The sequence below is a fragment of the Actinomycetospora cinnamomea genome (assembly GCF_003096675.1).
Taxonomy (GTDB): domain Bacteria; phylum Actinomycetota; class Actinomycetes; order Mycobacteriales; family Pseudonocardiaceae; genus Actinomycetospora; species Actinomycetospora cinnamomea.
The window spans coordinates 1-17,663 of sequence record NZ_QEKW01000027.1; the positions used below are offsets into that span (position 1 = coordinate 1).

Here is a 17,663-nt window from a genome sequence, read left to right on the forward strand (position 1 = left end):
GAACCCGGAAGCTAAGCCCTCCAGCGCCGATGGTACTGCGACCGACAGGTCGTGGGAGAGTAGGACACCGCCGGAACACCCGACCACCCCCACACCACCCGGGACCGGGGACACACCCACCACCAGCACGACCCCACAACGGGCAGGACTCCGGCGAGGAGCCCTGCCCGTTCGCATGTCCACAGGAGGCCCGCCATGTCGTCGGATCCGTCGGACGCCGCCGGCTCGCGCAGGGCCGGTGAGGGCTCGCGCGGCGGCTCGGCGCGCCCGGCCCGCGACGACCAGCAGGCGGGCACCCGCCGGGGCTCGGCGTCTGGGGGGCGCGGTGGCCCACGCGCGGCCGGCGACGGTCGCGGTCGCGGCGGTGACCGGCCGTCCCGGGACGACCGGGGTGGTCGTGGGCGACCCGACGGTCCGGGCGGGCGTGGTGACGGCGCCCGCGGGGGCGAGCGCTGGTCGGACGGCGGCGAGCGCGGCTCCCGCCGCGGCGACCAGGGTCGGGGCCACGACGGTGGCTCCGGCGGACGGACTCCCCGGCGCGGTCCGGGCGGTCCTGGCGGGCGCCCCTCCGGGGGCCAGGACCGGGGGCGCGGTGGACCCGGCGGGCGACCGGACGCGCGCGGTCGGGGTGACGAACGAGCCGGCGGGCCCCCGCGTCGCGGGCCACGCGACGACCGCGGAGACCGCCGGCCAGACGACCGCGGTCCCGGCAACCGGCGCGACGAGGACCGGGGCCAGGGCAACCGTCGGTACGAGGGCCGCGGGTCCGGCGCGCCGTGGAGCGACCGCGGGTCCGGCACCCGGCGGTACGAGGACCGGGGGTCCGGACGGCCGCGGGACGACCGTGGACCCGGCGACCGGCGCGGCGACGACCGCGGGTCCGGCCCGCCGCGGGACGACCGTCGTGGTGGCGGTCGAGCGTTCGAGCGCCGCCCCGACGATCGGCCGCGTGGCGGTGGCCCCCGGGATGACCGGGAGCGTGACGACCGTGCGGGGGAGCGCCCGCGTGGTGGAGACCGGCCGCGCGGCGGCCGTCCCCCGCAGGAGCGACGCCGCGACGACCGGCCGCGTGACGACCGCGGGCGCCAGGACGGGCCGCGCGGCGGCCGGCCGACAGGATCGCGCGGGGACCGCAGGGACGACCGTCGCCCCACCGACCGCCGTCCCGCCGACGGCGAGCGCTCGCGGCCTGCCGAGGAACGGCCGATCGAGCGCCACCAGGACGCCTCGCCCCGCCCGGCCGCGCCGCCGCTGCCCGACGACGTGACCCCGGAGCTGCTCGACCCGGAGGCCCGCCGCGATCTGCGCGGACTGCCCAAGGACCTCGCCGACCTCGTGGCGCGGCACCTCGTCGCCGTGGGCGAGCTCGTGGACGACGAGCCCGAGGCCGCCCTGGCCCACGCGCGGTACGCGCGCCACCGGGCCAGCCGGGTGGCCATCGTCCGCGAGGCCGCGGGGCTCGCCGCGTATCACGCCGGCGAGTGGGCCGAGGCGCTCTCCGAGCTGCGGGCCAGCCGCCGCATGGGCGGCGACGGGCACCTGCCGGTCATGGCCGACGCCGAGCGGGCGCTGGGTCGTCCGGAGCGGGCCCTGGAGCTATCCCGCAGCCCTGAGGCCCGCGACCTGTCGGCCGAGGACGCCGTCGAGCTGCTCATCGTCGTCTCCGGAGCCCGTCGGGATCTCGGGGAGTTCGACGCGGCGGTCGTCGGCCTGCAGGTCCCCGAGCTCGACGCCTCCCGCGACGACCCGTGGCTGCCGCGCCTCTTCTACGCCTACGGCGAGGCCCTCCAGGCCGCCGGGCGCCCCGACGACGCGGTGCGGGCGTTCCTCGACGCCGCGCGCCTCGACGTCGAGGGCGAGACCGACGCCGAGGAGCGCGCGATCATGATCGGCGTCGGGGACCCGGACGCGGTGGAGACGGACGACGAGACCGGTGCCGAGGACGCCGCCGCCGAGGACGACATCGCCGAGGACGACATCGCCGAGGACGACATCGCCGAGGACGAGGACGCCACCGAGGACGACCTCGACGACGAGGACGACGTCGACGAGGACGAGGACGCCACCGAGGACGACCTCGACGACGAGGTCACCGACGAGGACTCCCCGGCGGAGACGCGAGGGTGAGCGGGTACGACGCGCTCCTGGTCGACCTCGACGGCACGGTCTACAAGGGTCCGTCGGCGATCGAGGGCGCGGTGGAGAGCCTGGAGGCCGCGCGGGAGAGCGCGACCGTCTCCTTCGTCACCAACAATGCCTCGCGGGGCCCGGACGAGGTCGCCGGCCACCTGCGGGAGCTCGGCCTGACCCTCGACACCGGGGACGTCGTCACCAGCGCGCAGGCGGGCGCGGCGGTGCTGGCGCAGCAGTGCGAGGCCGGCGCGCGGGTGCTGGTCGTGGGCACCGAGGCGCTGTGCGAGGAGATCCGGCTCGTCGGGCTGGAGCCGGTGCGTGCCGACGAGGACGGGCCGGTCGCGGTCGTCCAGGGCCACGACCCCGAGACCGGGTGGGCGATCCTCGCCGAGGCGACCCTGGCGCTGCACCGCGGCGCGGTGTGGGTGGCGTGCAACATCGACCCGACCCTGCCCCACGCGCGGGGTCTGCTGCCGGGCAACGGGTCCTTCGTCGCCGCGCTGCGCACGGCCACGGGCCGCGAGCCGCAGGTCGCCGGCAAGCCCGCGGCCCCGCTGCTGCAGCAGGCGATCGAGCGGGCCGGAGCCCGCCGGCCACTGATCGTCGGCGACCGGCTCGACACCGACATCGCCGGCGCCCACGCGGTCGAGGCCGACAGCCTGCTCGTGCTCACCGGGGTCTCGACCCCCGCGGACGTGCTCGTCGCCGTGCCCGAGCAGCGGCCCGTCTTCCTCGGGCACGACCTGAGCGTGCTCGGCGACGGGCTCGAGGCCACCCGGGTGTGGGACGGTGACGCCGCCGGGTGGCACGCGCGCCGTGACGGTCGCGTCCTGGTGCTCCGGGCCGGCGACGGTGCCGGCGACGCGGCGGCCGCGTTGCGGGCGCTGTGCCGGGTCGCCTGGGACGAGCCGGACGGCGCCGGCGGACGCGCCGAGGTGCGGGGCGCGGACGACCGCGCCCGGGAGATGATCAGCACGCTCGGCCTCGACGCGGGCTGACACGTTAGCGTGGGACCGGGCGGCCGACGGAGCCGGCCGTCGTCGACGTCGGGAGGGTGGCCATGACCGTGCCCGCGCCCGGTCCGCCCCGGCCCGGGCCACCACGTCCCGCCGGGGACGGCGAGGCGCTGGCCGGCCTGCGGGCCGCCGTCGCCGCGCTGCCCGAGGCCGCGGCCGCGCCCGCCGAGGAGTTCGACGCGGCCGACCATGCCGCCCGGTTCGAGGCGGTGCACGACGCGCTGGTCGCGGTGCTGGCCGACGTGGACGGGACCTGAGCGCGATGGCCCGGTCGACCGCGCGCCGGCTGCGCCTGGACGCCGAGCTGGTCCGACGCGGCCTCGCGCGCTCGCGCGAGCACGCCGCGGGGCTCATCGCCGACGGGCGGGTCACGGTCGGGGGCACGGTGGCCACGAAGCCCGCGACGGCCGTGGAGACCGCCGCCGCGCTGGTGGTCCGTGACGCCGTCGACGACCCGGGCTGGGCGTCGCGCGGCGCGGGCAAGCTGCTGGGCGCGCTCGAGGCCTTCGGTCCGCAGGGCCTGGCCGTCGAGGGGCGACGCTGCCTCGACGCCGGCGCGTCGACCGGCGGGTTCACCGACGTGCTCCTGCGCCACGGCGCCCGCGAGGTCGTCGCCGTCGACGTCGGCTACGGGCAGCTCGTGTGGGCGCTGCGGACCGACCCGCGGGTGGCGGTGCACGACCGCGTCAACGTCCGGTCGCTGACGCCGGAGGACATCGGCGGCCCGGTGGACCTCGTCGTCGCCGACCTCTCCTTCATCTCCCTGGGCCTCGTCCTCGACGCGCTCGTGGCGTGCACGGTACCGGGCGGCGACCTGGTACCGATGGTCAAGCCGCAGTTCGAGGTCGGACGCGAGCGGCTGGGCGGCGGCGGGGTGGTGCGCGACCCGGCGCTGCGCGCGTCGGCCGTGCTCGACGTGGTGGCGGCCGCCCGCGCCCGGGGTCTGGTGCTGCGCGACGTCGTCGCGAGCCCGTTGCCGGGGCCGTCGGGCAACGTGGAGTACTTCTGCTGGCTGCGCCGCGGCGACGGTGGCGCGGAGTCCGGCACCGACGACGAGGTGCTCGTCCGGCGAGCCGTGGAACGGGGACCGGCGTGAGCGACGGGGACGAGAGGCGGGCGCCGGTGGCCGGGGTCGGGTCCGAGAGGCGGGGCAACGGGGCCGTCGGGCCGTCGGGCGACCACTCCGGCGAGGCCGTGGAGGTACGCCCGGCCGGCCCGCGCTCCGGCGACGGCCGGTCGCGTGACGCGCTGATCGTCGTGCACACCGGCCGCGAGGCGACCCGACGCGTGGCGTCGCAGGCGGCGCGACGGCTCGCCGAGGCGGGGTTCGCGCTGCGGGTGCTCCCCGACGAGTACTCCACCGACGAGGGCCTGTTCGACGACCTGCCCGAGCACCTCCGTCCGACCACCGTCGCCGCCGACTCGGACGCGGCGTCGGGCATGGAGCTCGTGATGGTGCTCGGCGGGGACGGCACGTTGCTGCGCGCGGCCGAGCTCGCCCGCCACGCGCGGGTGCCGATGCTCGGGGTGAACCTCGGGCGGGTCGGCTTCCTCGCCGAGGCCGACATCGACGACCTCGACGAGGTGCTCGACGCCGTGGTCAACAGGACCTACCGCGTCGAGGAGCGCATGACGGTCGACGTGGTCGCGCACCAGAACGGCACCGAGCTGGGCCGGACCTGGGCGCTCAACGAGGCGATCGTCGAGAAGATGAACTGGGCGCGCCTGCTCGACGTGGTGCTCGAGGTCGACGGGCGTCCGGTCTCGGAGTTCGCGTGCGACGGGGTGCTGTGTGCGACGCCGACCGGGTCGACGGCCTACGCGTTCTCCGCCGGCGGACCGGTGGTGTGGCCCGAGGTGCAGGCCATGCTGCTGGTGCCGAGCAACGCGCACGCGCTCTTCGCACGCCCGCTGGTGATCTCGCCGGAGTCGCGCGTGGCGCTCGAGGTCTCCAACCGCGGTGACGCCGGCGTGCTCGTGTGCGACGGCCGGCGCACGATCGAGCTGCCGCCCGGCTCGCGGGTGGAGGTCGTGCGCGGGAGCAACCCGGTGCTCCTGGCGCGCCTGCGCGTGCAGCCGTTCACCGATCGGCTGGTCCGCAAGTTCGGGCTGCCGGTGCAGGGCTGGCGGGGCCGGCGGCATTAGCCCCGCCCACCGCGGACCACCGACCGTTCGACCACGTGTTCGAACCGGGTCGGCGTGTTCGGCCCCGGGGTGTCGGGGGCCGTGGTTATCGTGAGGCCCGTGCTCAGCGAGCTGAGGATCCAGGGCCTCGGGGTCATCGAGGACGCGACCCTCGACCTGCACCCGGGACTCACGGTGGTCACCGGGGAGACCGGTGCGGGCAAGACGATGGTGGTCACGGGGCTGCACCTGCTGGGTGGGGGCCGGGCCGACTCGTCGCGCGTGCGTCGCGGGGCCTCGCGCGCGACGGTCGAGGGCCGGTTCCTGCTGCCGCCCGCGTCCGAGGTGGACGACGAGCCGGAGGACGACGCCGGCGAGGACGACGCCGGCGAGGACGCTCCGCCCCGCTCGGCGTTGCGCCTCGCGGCCGACGCCGGGGCCGCCCTCGACGACGACGGCAGCCTCATCGCCGCGCGCACCGTCTCCGCCGACGGCCGCTCGCGCGCCCACCTCGGCGGGCGCTCGGTGCCCATGGCGGTGCTGGGCGACGTCACCGACGCCGCGCTCGCGGTCCACGGCCAGCACGAGGCTCTGCGGCTGTTGCGGGCCGCCGAGCAGCGCGCGGTGCTCGACCGGTTCGCCGGCGCCGCCGTCGCCGAGCCGCTCGCGGCCTACCGGCGCACCCGCACGGCCTGGCGCCGCGCGACCGCCGAGCTGGCCCGGCGCCGTGAGCAGGCGCGCGAGCTCACCCGCGAGGCCGACATGCTGCGCCACGGGCTGGGCGAGATCGAGGGCGTCGCGCCGCAGCCCGGCGAGGACGCCGAGCTCGTCGCCGAGGCGCGCCGCCTCGCCGACGCCGACGACCTGCGGGCCGCCGCCACGGGCGCGCTGGCCGCGCTCGCCGGCCCGCCCGAGGGCACCGGCGACGAGCCCGACACCATCGGCCTGCTGGGCGAGGCGCGGCGCCGGCTGCAGGGCAGTGACGACCCCGCGCTCGCCGGGCTCGATCCGCGGCTGGCCGAGGCCGCGGCGCTGGTGGGCGACGCCGCCGCCGAGCTCACCGACTACCTCGAGCGCCTCGAGGCCGATCCCCAGCGCCTGGAGCACGTCCTCGCGCGCCAGGCCGAGCTCAAGAGCCTCACCCGCAAGTACGCCGCGGACGTCGACGGGGTGCTGGCCTGGGCCGACACGGCACGCGAGCGCCTGGCCGGGCTCGACACCTCCGACGAGGCCCTCGCCGCGCTCGCCGCGGAGGCCGAGCAGCACGCCGGGGAGCTCGCCGGGCACGCCGCGGCGGTCTCGGCGGCGCGGCGCGAGGCCGCCGAGCGCTTCGGCGCCGCGGTGTCCGCCGAGCTCGACGGCCTCGCGATGGGCGCGGCGTCGGTGCAGCTCGCGGTGGGCGTCAAGGAGGCCGCGTCCGGGGCGACGGACGCGCTGCCCGTCGAGGGTCGGCACGTCGTCGCCGGGCCCGACGGCGTCGACGAGGTCGAGCTGCTCCTCACCGCCCACGCGGGCGCGCCCGCGCTGCCGGTGCACAAGGGCGCCTCGGGGGGCGAGCTCTCGCGGGTGATGCTGGCCGTAGAGGTCGTCCTCGCCGGCGCCGACACCACGCCGACGCTGGTGTTCGACGAGGTCGACGCCGGGGTCGGCGGGCGCGCCGCGGTCGAGGTGGGGCGCCGGCTGGCGCGCCTGGCCGCCACCCACCAGGTCGTGGTGGTCACCCACCTCGCCCAGGTCGCGGCGTACGCCGACCGTCACCTGGTGGTCGACAAGGGCGGCCTCGCCGCGGTCGACGGCACCGACGGGGTCACCCGGAGCGCGGTGCGCGCGCTCGACGACGGCGAGCGGGTGGTGGAGCTGGCGCGGATGCTCGCGGGCACCGAGGAGACCGAGACCGGCCGCGCCCACGCCGAGGAGCTGCTCGCCGCCGCGGCGGCGGACCGCGCCTCGAGCGGCGCCGGAGACGCACCCACCCCGATCAGTCGTGGCGCCGCCACGCGGCGTAGCGGATCCCGCCGGGGTCGCCGGGCCGGGTGACCGGAGCGTCCCGGCCCGGCGCGTCGGCGCCGCCTCGCCCGTCCGATTGACGACGATCGGGGCATGGGTCGCGGCGCGGGTGCGGGGTGGCGGGCATGAGGTGGCCACGGGGACGCACGAAGGAGGCACCCGTCGGTGTCGTCGGCACCGCCCGGCTCGGTGGACGCTCGGGCGGCGCGGTCTCCCCGGAGCTGCTGCGCCGCGTCGGCCGCGGGGACGTCGCGGTGATCGACCAGGTCGACCTCGACCGGACCACCGCCCACGCCCTCGTCGACGCCGGCGTCGCCGGGGTCGTCAACGTCTCGCCCTCGATCTCGGGGCGCTACCCGAACCTCGGCCCGGAGGTCCTCACCGACGCCGGGGTCGCGCTGCTCGACGACGTGGGCGAGGGCGTCCTGCGCCGTGTCCGCGACGGCGCTGCGGTGCGGCTGCACGACGGTGGTCTCTTCCTCGGCGACGAGGAGGTGGCCCGCGGCTTCTCGCAGACCGCCGAGACGGTCGCCGACCAGCTCGCCGAGGCCCGCTCGGGGCTCGCCGCGCAGCTCGAGGCGTTCTCGGCGAACACCACCGAGTTCATGCACCGCGAGCGCGCGATGCTGCTCGACGGCGTCGGTGTGCCCGGGCTGGAGACCGCGGTGCACGGCCGGACGGTGCTCGTCGTCGCCCCGGGCCCGGACCGTGCGGCGGAGCTGCGCCGCCTGCGGCACTTCGTCCGCGAGGAGCGGCCGGTGCTGGTCGGGGTGGGCAGCGGCGCCGACGCGCTGCGCGCGGCCGGGCACACGCCGGCGGTGGTCGTCGGGACGGCCCTGGAGATCGACCCGGAGCTCGCCCGCAAGGCCGTCGACGTGGTGATCCCCGCCGACCTCGACGGGCACATCGCCGGCCTCGCCCGCCTGCAGGACGCGGGTGTCGACCCGCTCGGCTTCCCCTCGTCGGCGAACCCCGAGGACATGGCGCTGCTGCTGGCCCATCGGCACGGCGCGTCGCTGGTGGTGGCCTGCGGCTTCGACGCCACGCTCACCGGCTTCCTCGACCGCGGCCGGTCGGGCAGCAACCCGTCCACCGTCCTCACGCGGCTGCGCCTGGGCCCGGCACTCGTCGACGCCTCGGCCGTGGCCGCCCTGTACCGCCAGCGGGTCACCACCGGCGCGGTGCTGCTCCTGCTGCTGGCCGTGGCCGCGGTCGGCGCGTCGGCGATGCTGGCCAGCGGGACCGCCGAGGCGATCGTGCTGCTCGTGCGCGAGGGATGGGAGGCCGCCGTGGCCGCCATCCGGGGGGTCGGGACGTGATGTCGCTGCGCTACCACGTCGTGTCGATCGCCGCGGTCCTGCTCGCGCTCGCCCTGGGCGTCGTGCTCGGGGCGTCAGCCCTGTCCGGGCGCGTGCTCGGGGTGCTGACCTCCGACCGCGACCAGCTCGCCGGCCAGGTCGTCGCCCTGCGCGACGAGCGCGACGCCGCCCAGCACCACCTGCGCGCCACCGAGGGTCTCGTCGCGGCGGGCGCCCCGTCGACGGTGGCCGGGGTGCTGCCCGGACGCGGTGTCGCCGTGATCGTCGCCCCGGACGCCGCCCCGGCCGACGTCGACACCGTCGCCGGCCTCGTCACGGACGCCGGCGGGCGCGTCACCGGTCGCCTGGCCCTCACCGACGCGGCCCTGGCTCCGGAGCAGGCCGACGCCCTGCGTGCGCTGGTGCCGCGCCTGCTGCCCGCGGGCGCGCAGCTGCCGACCACCACGGACACCGGCGCGCTGACGGGGTCGCTGCTCGCGTCGCTGCTGGTCACGCGTCCCGGAGGCACGGCCGAGCAGCCCACCGGCCCCGAGGCCACCACCGCCCTGCGCGCGCTGGCCGACGGCGGTTTCCTGCGGGGGGCGGGCGCACTCGACGCCGCGCCCGCCGACCTCGCGCTCGTGGTCACCGGTGGCCGCTCGGACCCGGCCCGCGACGGCGTGGTCGCACGCCTGACCGGGGAGATGGACCGCATCGGCGCCGGCGCGGTCGTCGCGGGCCGCACCGGTTCGGGCGCGGTGGCCGCGGTCCGCGCCGACCCGGCGCTGCGCAGCGGGCTGTCGACGGTCGACGGGCTCGAGGGGCCGTCGTCGCGCGTGGCGACGGTGCTTGCGCTGCGTGAGCAGGCCGACGGGCGCGCCGGGACGTACGGGCCGGCCGCGGGCAGGTTCATCCCGTCGCCGGCCGCGGGTTGAGGCGACCGCCGGACCGGCACGACACGGTGTTACCGTGAGCGTCCGTGGATCGCGGACTCTCCCGACGGAGAATCGCCCGAACGGCCCTCGTCATCCCAGCGGGGGTGTGACCGTGCAGCCGACGCGCACCACCAAGCACGTGTTCGTCACCGGCGGCGTCGCGTCGTCGCTCGGCAAGGGGCTGACCGCGTCGAGCCTGGGTCAGCTGCTCACCGCGCGCGGGCTGCGCGTGACGATGCAGAAGCTCGACCCGTACCTCAACGTCGACCCCGGGACGATGAACCCGTTCCAGCACGGCGAGGTCTTCGTGACCGAGGACGGCGCCGAGACCGACCTCGACATCGGGCACTACGAGCGCTTCCTCGACCGCGACCTCTCCGCGCGCGCCAACGTCACCACCGGCCAGGTGTACTCCAGCGTCATCGCCAAGGAGCGGCGCGGCGAGTACCTCGGCGACACGGTGCAGGTCATCCCGCACATCACCGACGAGATCAAGGCGCGGGTACTGGCCATGCGCACCCCCGAGCCGGCGCCGGACGTGGTGATCACCGAGATCGGCGGCACCGTCGGCGACATCGAGTCGCTGCCCTTCCTCGAGGCCGCGCGCCAGCTGCGCCACGAGGTCGGTCGCGACAACTGCTTCTTCCTGCACGTCTCGCTGCTGCCGTTCCTCGCCCCGTCGGGGGAGCTGAAGACCAAGCCGACGCAGCACTCGGTGGCGGCACTGCGCAACATCGGTATCCAGCCCGACGGGCTCGTGCTGCGCGCCGACCGCGCGATCCCCGAGGACCTCACGCGCAAGATCAGCCTCATGTGCGACGTCGAGGAGGACGGCGTCGTCGCCTGCCCCGACGCGCGCTCGATCTACGACATCCCCAAGGTCCTGCACGGCGAGGGCCTCGACGCCTACGTCGTGCGCCGCCTCGGGCTGCCGTTCCGGGACGTCGACTGGACGGTGTGGGGCGACCTGCTCGACCGCGTGCACCACCCGCGCGAGACCGTCGAGGTCGCGATCGTCGGCAAGTACGTCGACCTGCCCGACGCCTACCTCTCGGTCACCGAGGCGTTGCGTGCCGGCGGGTTCGCCCACCACGCGCGGGTGGCGGTGCGCTGGGTGCCCTCCGACGAGTGCGAGACCGCGGCAGGGGCCGCGGCCGCGCTCAAGGGCGTCGACGGCGTGCTCGTGCCCGGCGGCTTCGGCATCCGCGGCATCGAGGGCAAGGTCGGCGCGCTCGCGCACGCCCACCACCAGGGCATCCCGGCCCTGGGACTGTGCCTGGGCCTGCAGTGCATGGTCATCCACGCGGCCCGCGAGATGGCGGGGCTCGAGGGCGCCAACTCCGCGGAGTTCGACGAGACCACCCCGCACCCGGTGATCTCGACGATGGCCGACCAGCACGACGTCGTCGCCGGCGAGCGGGACATGGGCGGAACCATGCGCCTGGGCTCGTGGCCGGCGGTGCTCGCGCCGGAGACGATCACCCGCGCCGCCTACGGCTCCGGGCGCATCACCGAACGTCACCGTCACCGCTACGAGGTCAACAACGCCTACCGTGAGCGGCTCGCCGAGGCCGGTCTGCTGTTCTCGGGGACCTCTCCGGACGGGACGCTCGTGGAGTTCGTCGAGCTGCCGCGCACCGAGCACCCGTTCTTCGTCGGGACGCAGGCCCACCCCGAGCTCAAGAGCCGCCCGACCCGCGCGCACCCGCTGTTCCGCGCGTTCGTTGCGGCGTCGCTGCGCCACCTGACCTCGGGGCGCCTGGACCTCGAGACCGGCATCCGGGAGGACGCCAAGACCGACGGCGGGTCCGCCCGCGCCGACGGCGTCGACGTTCCGACCGCGACCCCGGTGTCGTCGTGACGGCCCCGGAGACACCCGCGACCCTCGCCGACCCGCACGAGGGCGCGGGCGGGTCGGGTGGCCGTCCGCACGAGTTCGCGGTCTCCGACACCGAGATCCTCTACGACGGGCCGATCTTCGCGTTGCGCCGCGACCACGTCCGCATGCCCGGCGGACGGGTGGCGACACGGGAGAAGGTCGAGCACTTCGGGGCGGTGGCGATCGCCGCGCTCGACGAGGACGACCGGCTGGTGATGATCTACCAGTACCGACCCGCCCTCGGCGCTCGCATCTGGGAGATGCCGGCGGGGCTGCTCGACGACCCCGACGAGGAGCCCGTCGTGGCGGCGCAGCGCGAGCTCGTCGAGGAGGTGGGCATCGAGGCCGACGAGTGGTCGACGCTGGTCGACATCGTCGGGTGCCCCGGGTTCGCCGACGAGTCGGTGCGGGTGTTCCTGGCCCGCGGCCTGAGGTCGGTGGAGCGTCCGGACGGGGGCGACGACGAGGAGGCCGACCTGGTGATCCGGCGGGTGCCCCTCGACGACCTCGTCACCGGCGCGATGGCCGGGGCGCTGGTCAACGGGCCGTGCGTGGCCGGGGTGTTCGCCGCGGCCGCGGTCCGCGACGGGAAGTACACGCCGCGACCCGTCGACGCGCCGTGGGACCACAAGCCGACCGACTACGTGGCGCGTCGGGACACCCGCGGCTGAGGCGCGGCACACCCCCGTGCGACCCGGGCCCCGCTACTCTCCCGCCATGAAGGTCGGTGTGCCGCGGGAGGTCAAGGACCACGAGGACCGGGTGGCGCTGACGCCCATCGGGGTCACGGAGCTGGCGCGCCGGGGCCACGACGTGCTCGTCGAGACCGGTGCGGGCGTCGGGTCGGCGATCACCGACGACGCGTTCCGCGAGGCCGGGGCGACGGTGCTCGACGACCCCGACGAGGTCTGGGCGTCCGCCGACCTGCTGCTCAAGGTCAAGGAGCCCGTCGGAGAGGAGTACCACCGGCTGCGGCGCGAGCAGGTGCTGTTCACCTACCTGCACCTGGCCGCGTCGAAGGAGTGCACCACCGCGCTGCTCGACGCCGGCGCCACCGCCGTCGCCTACGAGACCGTGCAGACCGCCGACGGGGCGCTGCCGCTGCTCGCCCCCATGAGCGAGATCGCGGGGCGCATGGCGCCGCAGGTCGGGGCGCACCACCTGGAGAACGCGCAGGGCGGGCGCGGCGTGCTGCTCGGGGGCGTGCCCGGCGTCCGGCCCGGGCGGGTGGCGATCATCGGTGCCGGGACGTCGGGCATGGCGGCGACGACGATCGCGGTGGGGCTGCGGGCGTCGGTGGAGGTGCTCGACGTCGACGTGCGCGCGTTGCGCCGGGTGGACGAGGTGTTCGCGGGCGCCGTGCGCACCGTGCTGTCCAGCGCGCCCGAGGTCGAGCGCGCCTGCAGGGAGGCCGACCTCGTCATCGGCGCCGTGCTCGTGCCGGGCGCGCGGGCGCCGGTGCTGGTGTCGACCGAGCTGGTCGCGGAGATGCGGCGCGGCTCGGTGCTGGTCGACCTGGCCGTCGACCAGGGCGGCTGCTTCGCCGACACCCGGCCCACGACCCACGCGGAGCCGACCTACCGCGTCCACGACTCGGTCTTCTACTGCGTCGCCAACGTCCCGGGCGCGGTGGCGACCACGTCGACGCGCGCGCTGACCGGGGTGACGCTGCCCTACGTGCTGGCCCTGGCCGACCGGGGCCTGGCGGGCGCGGCGGCGGCCGACCCGGCGCTGGCCAAGGGCGTCAACGTCGTCGACGGCGAGCTCGTCACCGGGGCGGTCGGGGCGGCCCACGAGCTGCCGGTGCGGGCACTGTCGGCGGTGCTGCCCGGGGTCGAGGGGTGACGAGGCCCGCTTCGGCGGTCGCGTCCTACCTGGACCACCTGCTCGTCGAGCGCGGCACGGCGGAGAACACCCTCGCGTCGTACCGGCGCGACCTGCAGCGCTACCTCTCGCACCTCGACGCCGCCGGGGTCACCGACCTCGCCGACGTCACCGAGCGCCACGTCGGCGACTTCCTCGTGGCGCTGCGGACCGGCGCGGACGGGCGGGCCCCGCTGGCGACGGCGTCGGCGACGCGGGCGGTCGTCGCCGTGCGGGGGCTGCACCGGTTCGCGCTGGCGGAGGGCCTGGTAGCGGTGGACGTGGCCCGCGAGGTGCACCCGCCGTCGCCGCCCCGGCGGCTGCCCAAGGCGCTCGACGTCGCGACGGTCGGCCGGCTGCTGGAGGCGCGCGGGGGAGACGCCGACGACGCGGGCGGCGTGCGCGACCGTGCCCTGCTCGAGCTGCTGTACTCCACCGGCGCGCGGATCTCCGAGGCCGTGGGGCTGGACGTCGACGACGTCGACGCCACCGAGCGCTCGGTGCGGCTGGCGGGCAAGGGCGGCAAGCAGCGGCTCGTGCCGATCGGGCGCCCGGCGCTGGCGGCGCTGGACGCGTACAAGGTCCGGGCGCGTCCGGCGCTGGCGGCGCGGGGACGGGGGACACCGGCGCTGTTCCTCAACGCCCGGGGGGCCCGGCTGTCGCGCCAGAGCGCGTGGGCGTCGCTGCGCGCGGCCGCCGAGCGGGCGGGCCTCGCCGGCGAGATCTCGCCGCACACCCTGCGGCACTCGTTCGCCACCCACCTGCTCGACGGCGGCGCCGACCTGCGCGTGGTGCAGGAGCTGCTCGGCCACGCCTCGGTGACCACGACGCAGATCTACACGCAGGTCACCGTCGACACCCTGCGCGAGGTCTTCGCGATGGCGCACCCCCGCGCACGTGCGTGATCTTCTGAGCTATAGCTCAGAAGATCACGCACGTAGGGGTCAGCGCAGGGGTTCCAGGCGCAGGGGCAGGCCGTCGGCGGGGACGGGCAGGGAGGTGTTGTCCCAGCGCGGGCGGTAGCCGGGCGCCACGGTGACGCGGTGGTGGCGCAGCAGCTCGTGCAGGATCGCGGTCACCTCGAGCGAACCGAACAGCATGCCCAGGCACTTGTGCACGCCGCCGCCGAACGGGATCCAGGCGTCACGGTGCCCGCGGTCCTCGCGGCGGTGCGCGGCGAACCGCTCGGGGTCGAAGACGTCGGGGTCGGTCCAGATCGCCGGGTCGTGGTGGTTGACCGCGCCCGCGACCATCACGAGCCGGCCCGCCGGCACGTGGTGGCCCAGCAGCGCGGCGTCCTTCACCGTCCGCCGCATGACGACCGGCACGGGGGCGGCGAGGCGCAGCGACTCCTTGATCACCAGGTCCAGGGTGTGGAGCGACTGCAGGGCCGCCGCGTCGGTCGGGCCGTCGCCGAGCGCGAGCGACTCGGCGCGGGCGCGTTCCTGCCACTCCGGGTGTGCCGCGAGGTAGTACGCCGCGGCCGCGCTGGTGATCGTCGAGGTGTCGTGCGCGGCCATCATCAGGAAGATCATGTGGTTGACGACGTCGTCGTCGGTGAACGCCTCGCCCTCCGGGGTCCGCGCCCGGCACAGGGCGGAGAAGAGATCGTCGCCCTCGCCCGCCCGCTTCGCCGGCAGCGCCTCGGTGAAGTACCGCTCGAGCAGGGCCCGGCCCCGCAGGCCGGCGCGGTAGCGGGTGCCGGGCAGGTCGCGGCGCACGATCGCGCTCGCCGCCTGCACGCAGTCCATGAACGCGCGGTTGACCTCCTCGGCCTCCGGCCCGGAGCGTCCGTCCATGAAGACGCGCGTGGCGACGTCGAGGGTCAGCCGCTTGAGCTCCGGGTACAGGCGCACCTGCCGGCCTCGCGGCCAGCCCGGGATCGTCTCGCGCAGCACCGGGACCGTGCGGTCGACGTAGCCGCGGACCCGCTCGGCGGTGAACGCCTCCTGCATGACGCGGCGGTGCACGCGGTGGTCGTCGCCGTCGAGGAGCATCAGCCCGCGGTGGAAGAACTCGTCGACGAGGAAACGCCAGCCGTCCTGGGAGTAGGCCTTGTCCGGGTTGGTGAGCACCGCCCGGGTGGCGTCGGGACCGGCGGCGATCACCACGTGCTCGCCCGCGAACCCGCACCACGAGACCGGCCCGAGCGCCGCCCAGCGGGCGCGGGTGAAGGCGCTGCCGAAGCGGATGTAGGACAGCGTGTGCCCGAGGAACGGCAGGCCCGCGTCGCCCGGCACCGGGGCGAGCCCCGAGCCCGCCGGCGGCGCGTCCAGCGGCTCGACCCGCCGCGGGCGCACCCGCTCGAGCAGGCGGCGGTCGACACCGCCGGGCATCGGCGTGAGCACGACGGACGACAGGCGCTCGCCCGTCGCGGTGCGGACAGCGGACACGGCCACCTCCACGTTCCCCAGGACCCCGACCACCCGGAACGTTAGACACGGGCCGCCTCTGTGTCCACGGAAGCGACGTGCAGGAGATCTGTGTCCACCGCTACCCTCGCGTCGTGCCCGCCTCGCCGCCACGGTCGTTCACCGCGCGCGCTCGCGGCCTCGTCCGGGACGAGGCCCTCGAGCGTGCCGCCGAGCTGCTCGTGGCCGGGGGCTGGCGCGGCCTGCGGCTGCAGGACGTCGCCGACGGCATCGGCGTGAGCCGCCAGACGCTCTACAACGAGTTCGCGAGCAAGCAGGGGCTGGCCGCGGCGCTGGTGCTGCGGCGGACCGAGGAGTTCCTGGCCGGGCTCGAGGCGGCGCTCGAGGGCGAGGACGACCTCTACCTCGCGTGGGCCGGGGCCGTGCGTACGACGCTCGACACGGTGGCGCGCGACCCGCTGCTCAAGGCGTTGATCACCGGCCAGGGTGCCGAGGAGCTGCTGCCGCTGCTGACCAGCGAGGCGGAGCCCCTGGTGGCGGCCGCCCGCGACCGGGCGGCGGCGTTCCTGCTCCGGCGCCGCGCCGACCTCGACCCGGCGACGGCGGCCGCGGCGGCGGAGATCGCGGCGCGCCTGACGATCAGCCACGTCGTCCTGCCGCTGCACGCGCCCGAGGACGTCGCCGACCAGATCGCGACGACGGTGGTCCGCTACCTCGCTCGTGCGTGATCTTCCGAGCTATAGCTCAGAAGATCACGCACGTACTCACGTGGGGGAAGGGGCGCGGCCGACGACCGCGACGGCGACGGCGCCGAGGAGGGCGACGACGGCGAAGGCGTAGAAGCCCCACGGGTAGGCGACGCCGGCCTGGAGCAGCGCGCCGCCGAGGATCGGGCCTGCGATCGCGCCCAGGCGCCCCACCCCGCTCGCCGTGCCCAGCGCCGTCCCGCGGCCCTCGGCCGGGTAGAGCTGCGAGACGTAGGCGTAGACCAGCACCTGCGCGGAGAAGACGAAGATCCCGGCGAGCAGGACGCTGACGTACACCCCGATCCCGGGCAGGCGGATCGAGAGCAGCGCGAGGAAGAGCGTCGCGGCGGCGAACCACGCGATCGTGGCCGGACGCACCCCGATGCGGTTGGCGACGGTGCCCGCGAGCAGCAGTCCCAGGATCGCGCCGACGTTGAGCACGAGCAGCAGGGCCAGCGCGGCGCCGAGCGCGTAGCCGGCGGAGCGCATGATCTCGGGCAGCCAGGTGTTCAGCCCGTACACGAGCAGCAGGCCCATGAACGAGGCGATCCAGAACGCGATCGTCGGGCGGGCCAGGCCGTCGCGGAACAACGTGGCAAGCGGGTTGCGGCGCTCGGCGCGCCCACTGTGCCCGCTGGGCCCGCTGCGCCAGCTCGAGTCGCGGGAGCGCCCCCGCCGTTCGAGGAACGCCGCCGACTCGGGCAGGCGCGCCCACAGCAGCGGCAGCAGGATGACCGCCGGGATCGCGCCCGCGATGAACATCGCCGGCCACCCGAGCGGGCCGATGAGCAGGATGCCGAGCAGGGCGGTCGCGACGGCGCCGACGTGGTAGCCGGTCATGAGCACCGTGGTCGCGCTGCTGCCGCGCCCGGTCGGGGCGTACTCGGCGACCAGCGCCAGCGCGACCGGCAGCACCCCGCCGAGCCCGAGCCCGGCGAGGAAGCGCAGCACGCCCAGCACCTCGGGGTTCGGCGCGAAGGCACAGGCGAGCGTCAGCACCGAGAAGCCGGCGACGGTGGCGATCATCGTGGCGCGTCGGCCGATGACGTCGGCGAGCGGCCCGACGGCCAGCGCACCGGCCATGACGCCCAGCAGGCCGGCGGTGACGATCACCGAGGCGCCCGCCGGGTCGAGGCCCCAGGCCGGGTCGCGCAGCAGCACGGGCAGCACGACGCCCAGGACGACGAGGTCGAACCCCTCCAGTGCGACCGCCGACCAGCACAGCGGGCGCACCCATCCGGCACCGGCGGCGCGCGTCGTGGTCCGGGTACTGGGTGTGGTCGTCATCGC

15 protein-coding genes and 1 rRNA gene are annotated in these 17,663 nt (G+C 76.3%); 14 read left to right on the forward strand and 2 right to left on the reverse strand.

The window, feature by feature from the left end:
• The 13 genes from rrf to xerD form a co-directional block, all read left to right on the forward strand.
• Positions 1–76 (forward strand): 5S ribosomal RNA (gene rrf, locus C8D89_RS31260); the annotation flags it as partial.
• Positions 77–1,263: 1,187 nt separating this feature from the next.
• Positions 1,264–2,127, forward strand: a complete 864-nt coding sequence (locus C8D89_RS26870) for a tetratricopeptide repeat protein (protein WP_133252083.1) — start codon at positions 1,264–1,266, stop codon at positions 2,125–2,127.
• On the forward strand, positions 2,124–3,131 hold the full coding sequence (locus C8D89_RS26875; RefSeq protein WP_116711218.1) for an HAD-IIA family hydrolase: 1,008 nt from the start codon (positions 2,124–2,126) through the stop codon (positions 3,129–3,131). Before C8D89_RS26870 ends, C8D89_RS26875 begins: the two co-directional genes overlap by 4 nt.
• A 62-nt stretch (positions 3,132–3,193) precedes the next feature.
• A complete protein-coding gene (locus C8D89_RS26880) occupies positions 3,194–3,406 on the forward strand; it encodes a hypothetical protein (protein ID WP_116711219.1) in 213 nt (70 codons plus the stop codon).
• A gap of 5 nt (positions 3,407–3,411) precedes the next feature.
• Positions 3,412–4,245 (forward strand): TlyA family RNA methyltransferase, encoded by an 834-nt coding sequence (locus C8D89_RS26885; protein ID WP_116711220.1) that lies wholly within the window; start codon positions 3,412–3,414, stop codon positions 4,243–4,245.
• 98 nt (positions 4,246–4,343) lie between these two features.
• Positions 4,344–5,294 carry an NAD kinase gene (locus C8D89_RS26890; protein ID WP_116711253.1) on the forward strand — a complete coding sequence of 317 codons (951 nt, stop codon included), beginning with the start codon at positions 4,344–4,346 and terminating at the stop codon, positions 5,292–5,294.
• Between the two features lie 99 nt (positions 5,295–5,393).
• Positions 5,394–7,310: a DNA repair protein RecN gene (recN, locus tag C8D89_RS26895; protein ID WP_116711221.1), complete on the forward strand. Its 1,917-nt coding sequence runs from the start codon at positions 5,394–5,396 to the stop codon at positions 7,308–7,310.
• A gap of 95 nt (positions 7,311–7,405) precedes the next feature.
• Positions 7,406–8,599: a putative cytokinetic ring protein SteA gene (gene steA, locus C8D89_RS26900; protein ID WP_207787453.1), complete on the forward strand. Its 1,194-nt coding sequence runs from the start codon at positions 7,406–7,408 to the stop codon at positions 8,597–8,599.
• Positions 8,599–9,513, forward strand: coding sequence for a copper transporter (locus tag C8D89_RS26905; RefSeq protein ID WP_243418417.1), 915 nt, complete (start codon positions 8,599–8,601; stop codon positions 9,511–9,513). Before steA ends, C8D89_RS26905 begins: the two co-directional genes overlap by 1 nt.
• A gap of 106 nt (positions 9,514–9,619) precedes the next feature.
• Positions 9,620–11,374, forward strand: a complete 1,755-nt coding sequence (locus tag C8D89_RS26910; RefSeq protein WP_116711223.1) for a CTP synthase — start codon at positions 9,620–9,622, stop codon at positions 11,372–11,374.
• A complete protein-coding gene (locus C8D89_RS26915; RefSeq protein WP_279323408.1) occupies positions 11,371–12,063 on the forward strand; it encodes an NUDIX domain-containing protein in 693 nt (230 codons plus the stop codon). Before C8D89_RS26910 ends, C8D89_RS26915 begins: the two co-directional genes overlap by 4 nt.
• A 46-nt stretch (positions 12,064–12,109) precedes the next feature.
• The gene (ald, locus tag C8D89_RS26920; protein WP_116711224.1) at positions 12,110–13,237 is read left to right on the forward strand and encodes an alanine dehydrogenase; all 1,128 of its coding nucleotides are present in this window, start codon (positions 12,110–12,112) and stop codon (positions 13,235–13,237) included.
• Positions 13,234–14,160, forward strand: a complete 927-nt coding sequence (gene xerD / locus C8D89_RS26925; protein WP_116711225.1) for a site-specific tyrosine recombinase XerD — start codon at positions 13,234–13,236, stop codon at positions 14,158–14,160. The genes ald and xerD overlap by 4 nt, the downstream gene beginning before the upstream one ends.
• 39 nt (positions 14,161–14,199) lie before the next feature.
• Here the strand turns inward: xerD and C8D89_RS26930 are convergent, their stop codons facing one another.
• Positions 14,200–15,591, reverse strand: coding sequence for a cytochrome P450 (locus C8D89_RS26930; protein ID WP_116711256.1), 1,392 nt, complete (start codon positions 15,589–15,591; stop codon positions 14,200–14,202).
• Positions 15,592–15,761: 170 nt separating this feature from the next.
• Here C8D89_RS26930 and C8D89_RS26935 point away from each other — a divergent pair, with 170 nt between their 5' ends.
• Complete coding sequence (locus tag C8D89_RS26935; protein WP_116711226.1) at positions 15,762–16,355, forward strand: TetR/AcrR family transcriptional regulator; 594 nt, start codon at positions 15,762–15,764, stop codon at positions 16,353–16,355.
• Between the two features lie 36 nt (positions 16,356–16,391).
• Here C8D89_RS26935 and C8D89_RS26940 read toward each other — a convergent pair whose 3' ends face one another.
• A complete protein-coding gene (locus C8D89_RS26940) occupies positions 16,392–17,660 on the reverse strand; it encodes an MFS transporter (protein ID WP_116711227.1) in 1,269 nt (422 codons plus the stop codon).
• Positions 17,661–17,663: the final 3 nt, after the last annotated feature.

What these genes read in the sequence shown, in the direction of transcription:
- C8D89_RS26880 (WP_116711219.1), top strand. Translation starts at nt 3,194, where the DNA reads ATGACCGTGCCCGCGCCCGGTCCGCCCCGGCCCGGGCCACCACGTCCC.
- C8D89_RS26885 (WP_116711220.1), top strand. Translation starts at nt 3,412, where the DNA reads ATGGCCCGGTCGACCGCGCGCCGGCTGCGCCTGGACGCCGAGCTGGTC.
- steA (WP_207787453.1), top strand. Translation starts at nt 7,406, where the DNA reads ATGAGGTGGCCACGGGGACGCACGAAGGAGGCACCCGTCGGTGTCGTC.
- C8D89_RS26905 (WP_243418417.1), top strand. Translation starts at nt 8,599, where the DNA reads ATGTCGCTGCGCTACCACGTCGTGTCGATCGCCGCGGTCCTGCTCGCG.
- ald (WP_116711224.1), top strand. Translation starts at nt 12,110, where the DNA reads ATGAAGGTCGGTGTGCCGCGGGAGGTCAAGGACCACGAGGACCGGGTG.
- C8D89_RS26930 (WP_116711256.1), bottom strand. Translation starts at nt 15,591, where the DNA reads ATGCCCGGCGGTGTCGACCGCCGCCTGCTCGAGCGGGTGCGCCCGCGG.
- C8D89_RS26940 (WP_116711227.1), bottom strand. Translation starts at nt 17,660, where the DNA reads ATGACGACCACACCCAGTACCCGGACCACGACGCGCGCCGCCGGTGCC.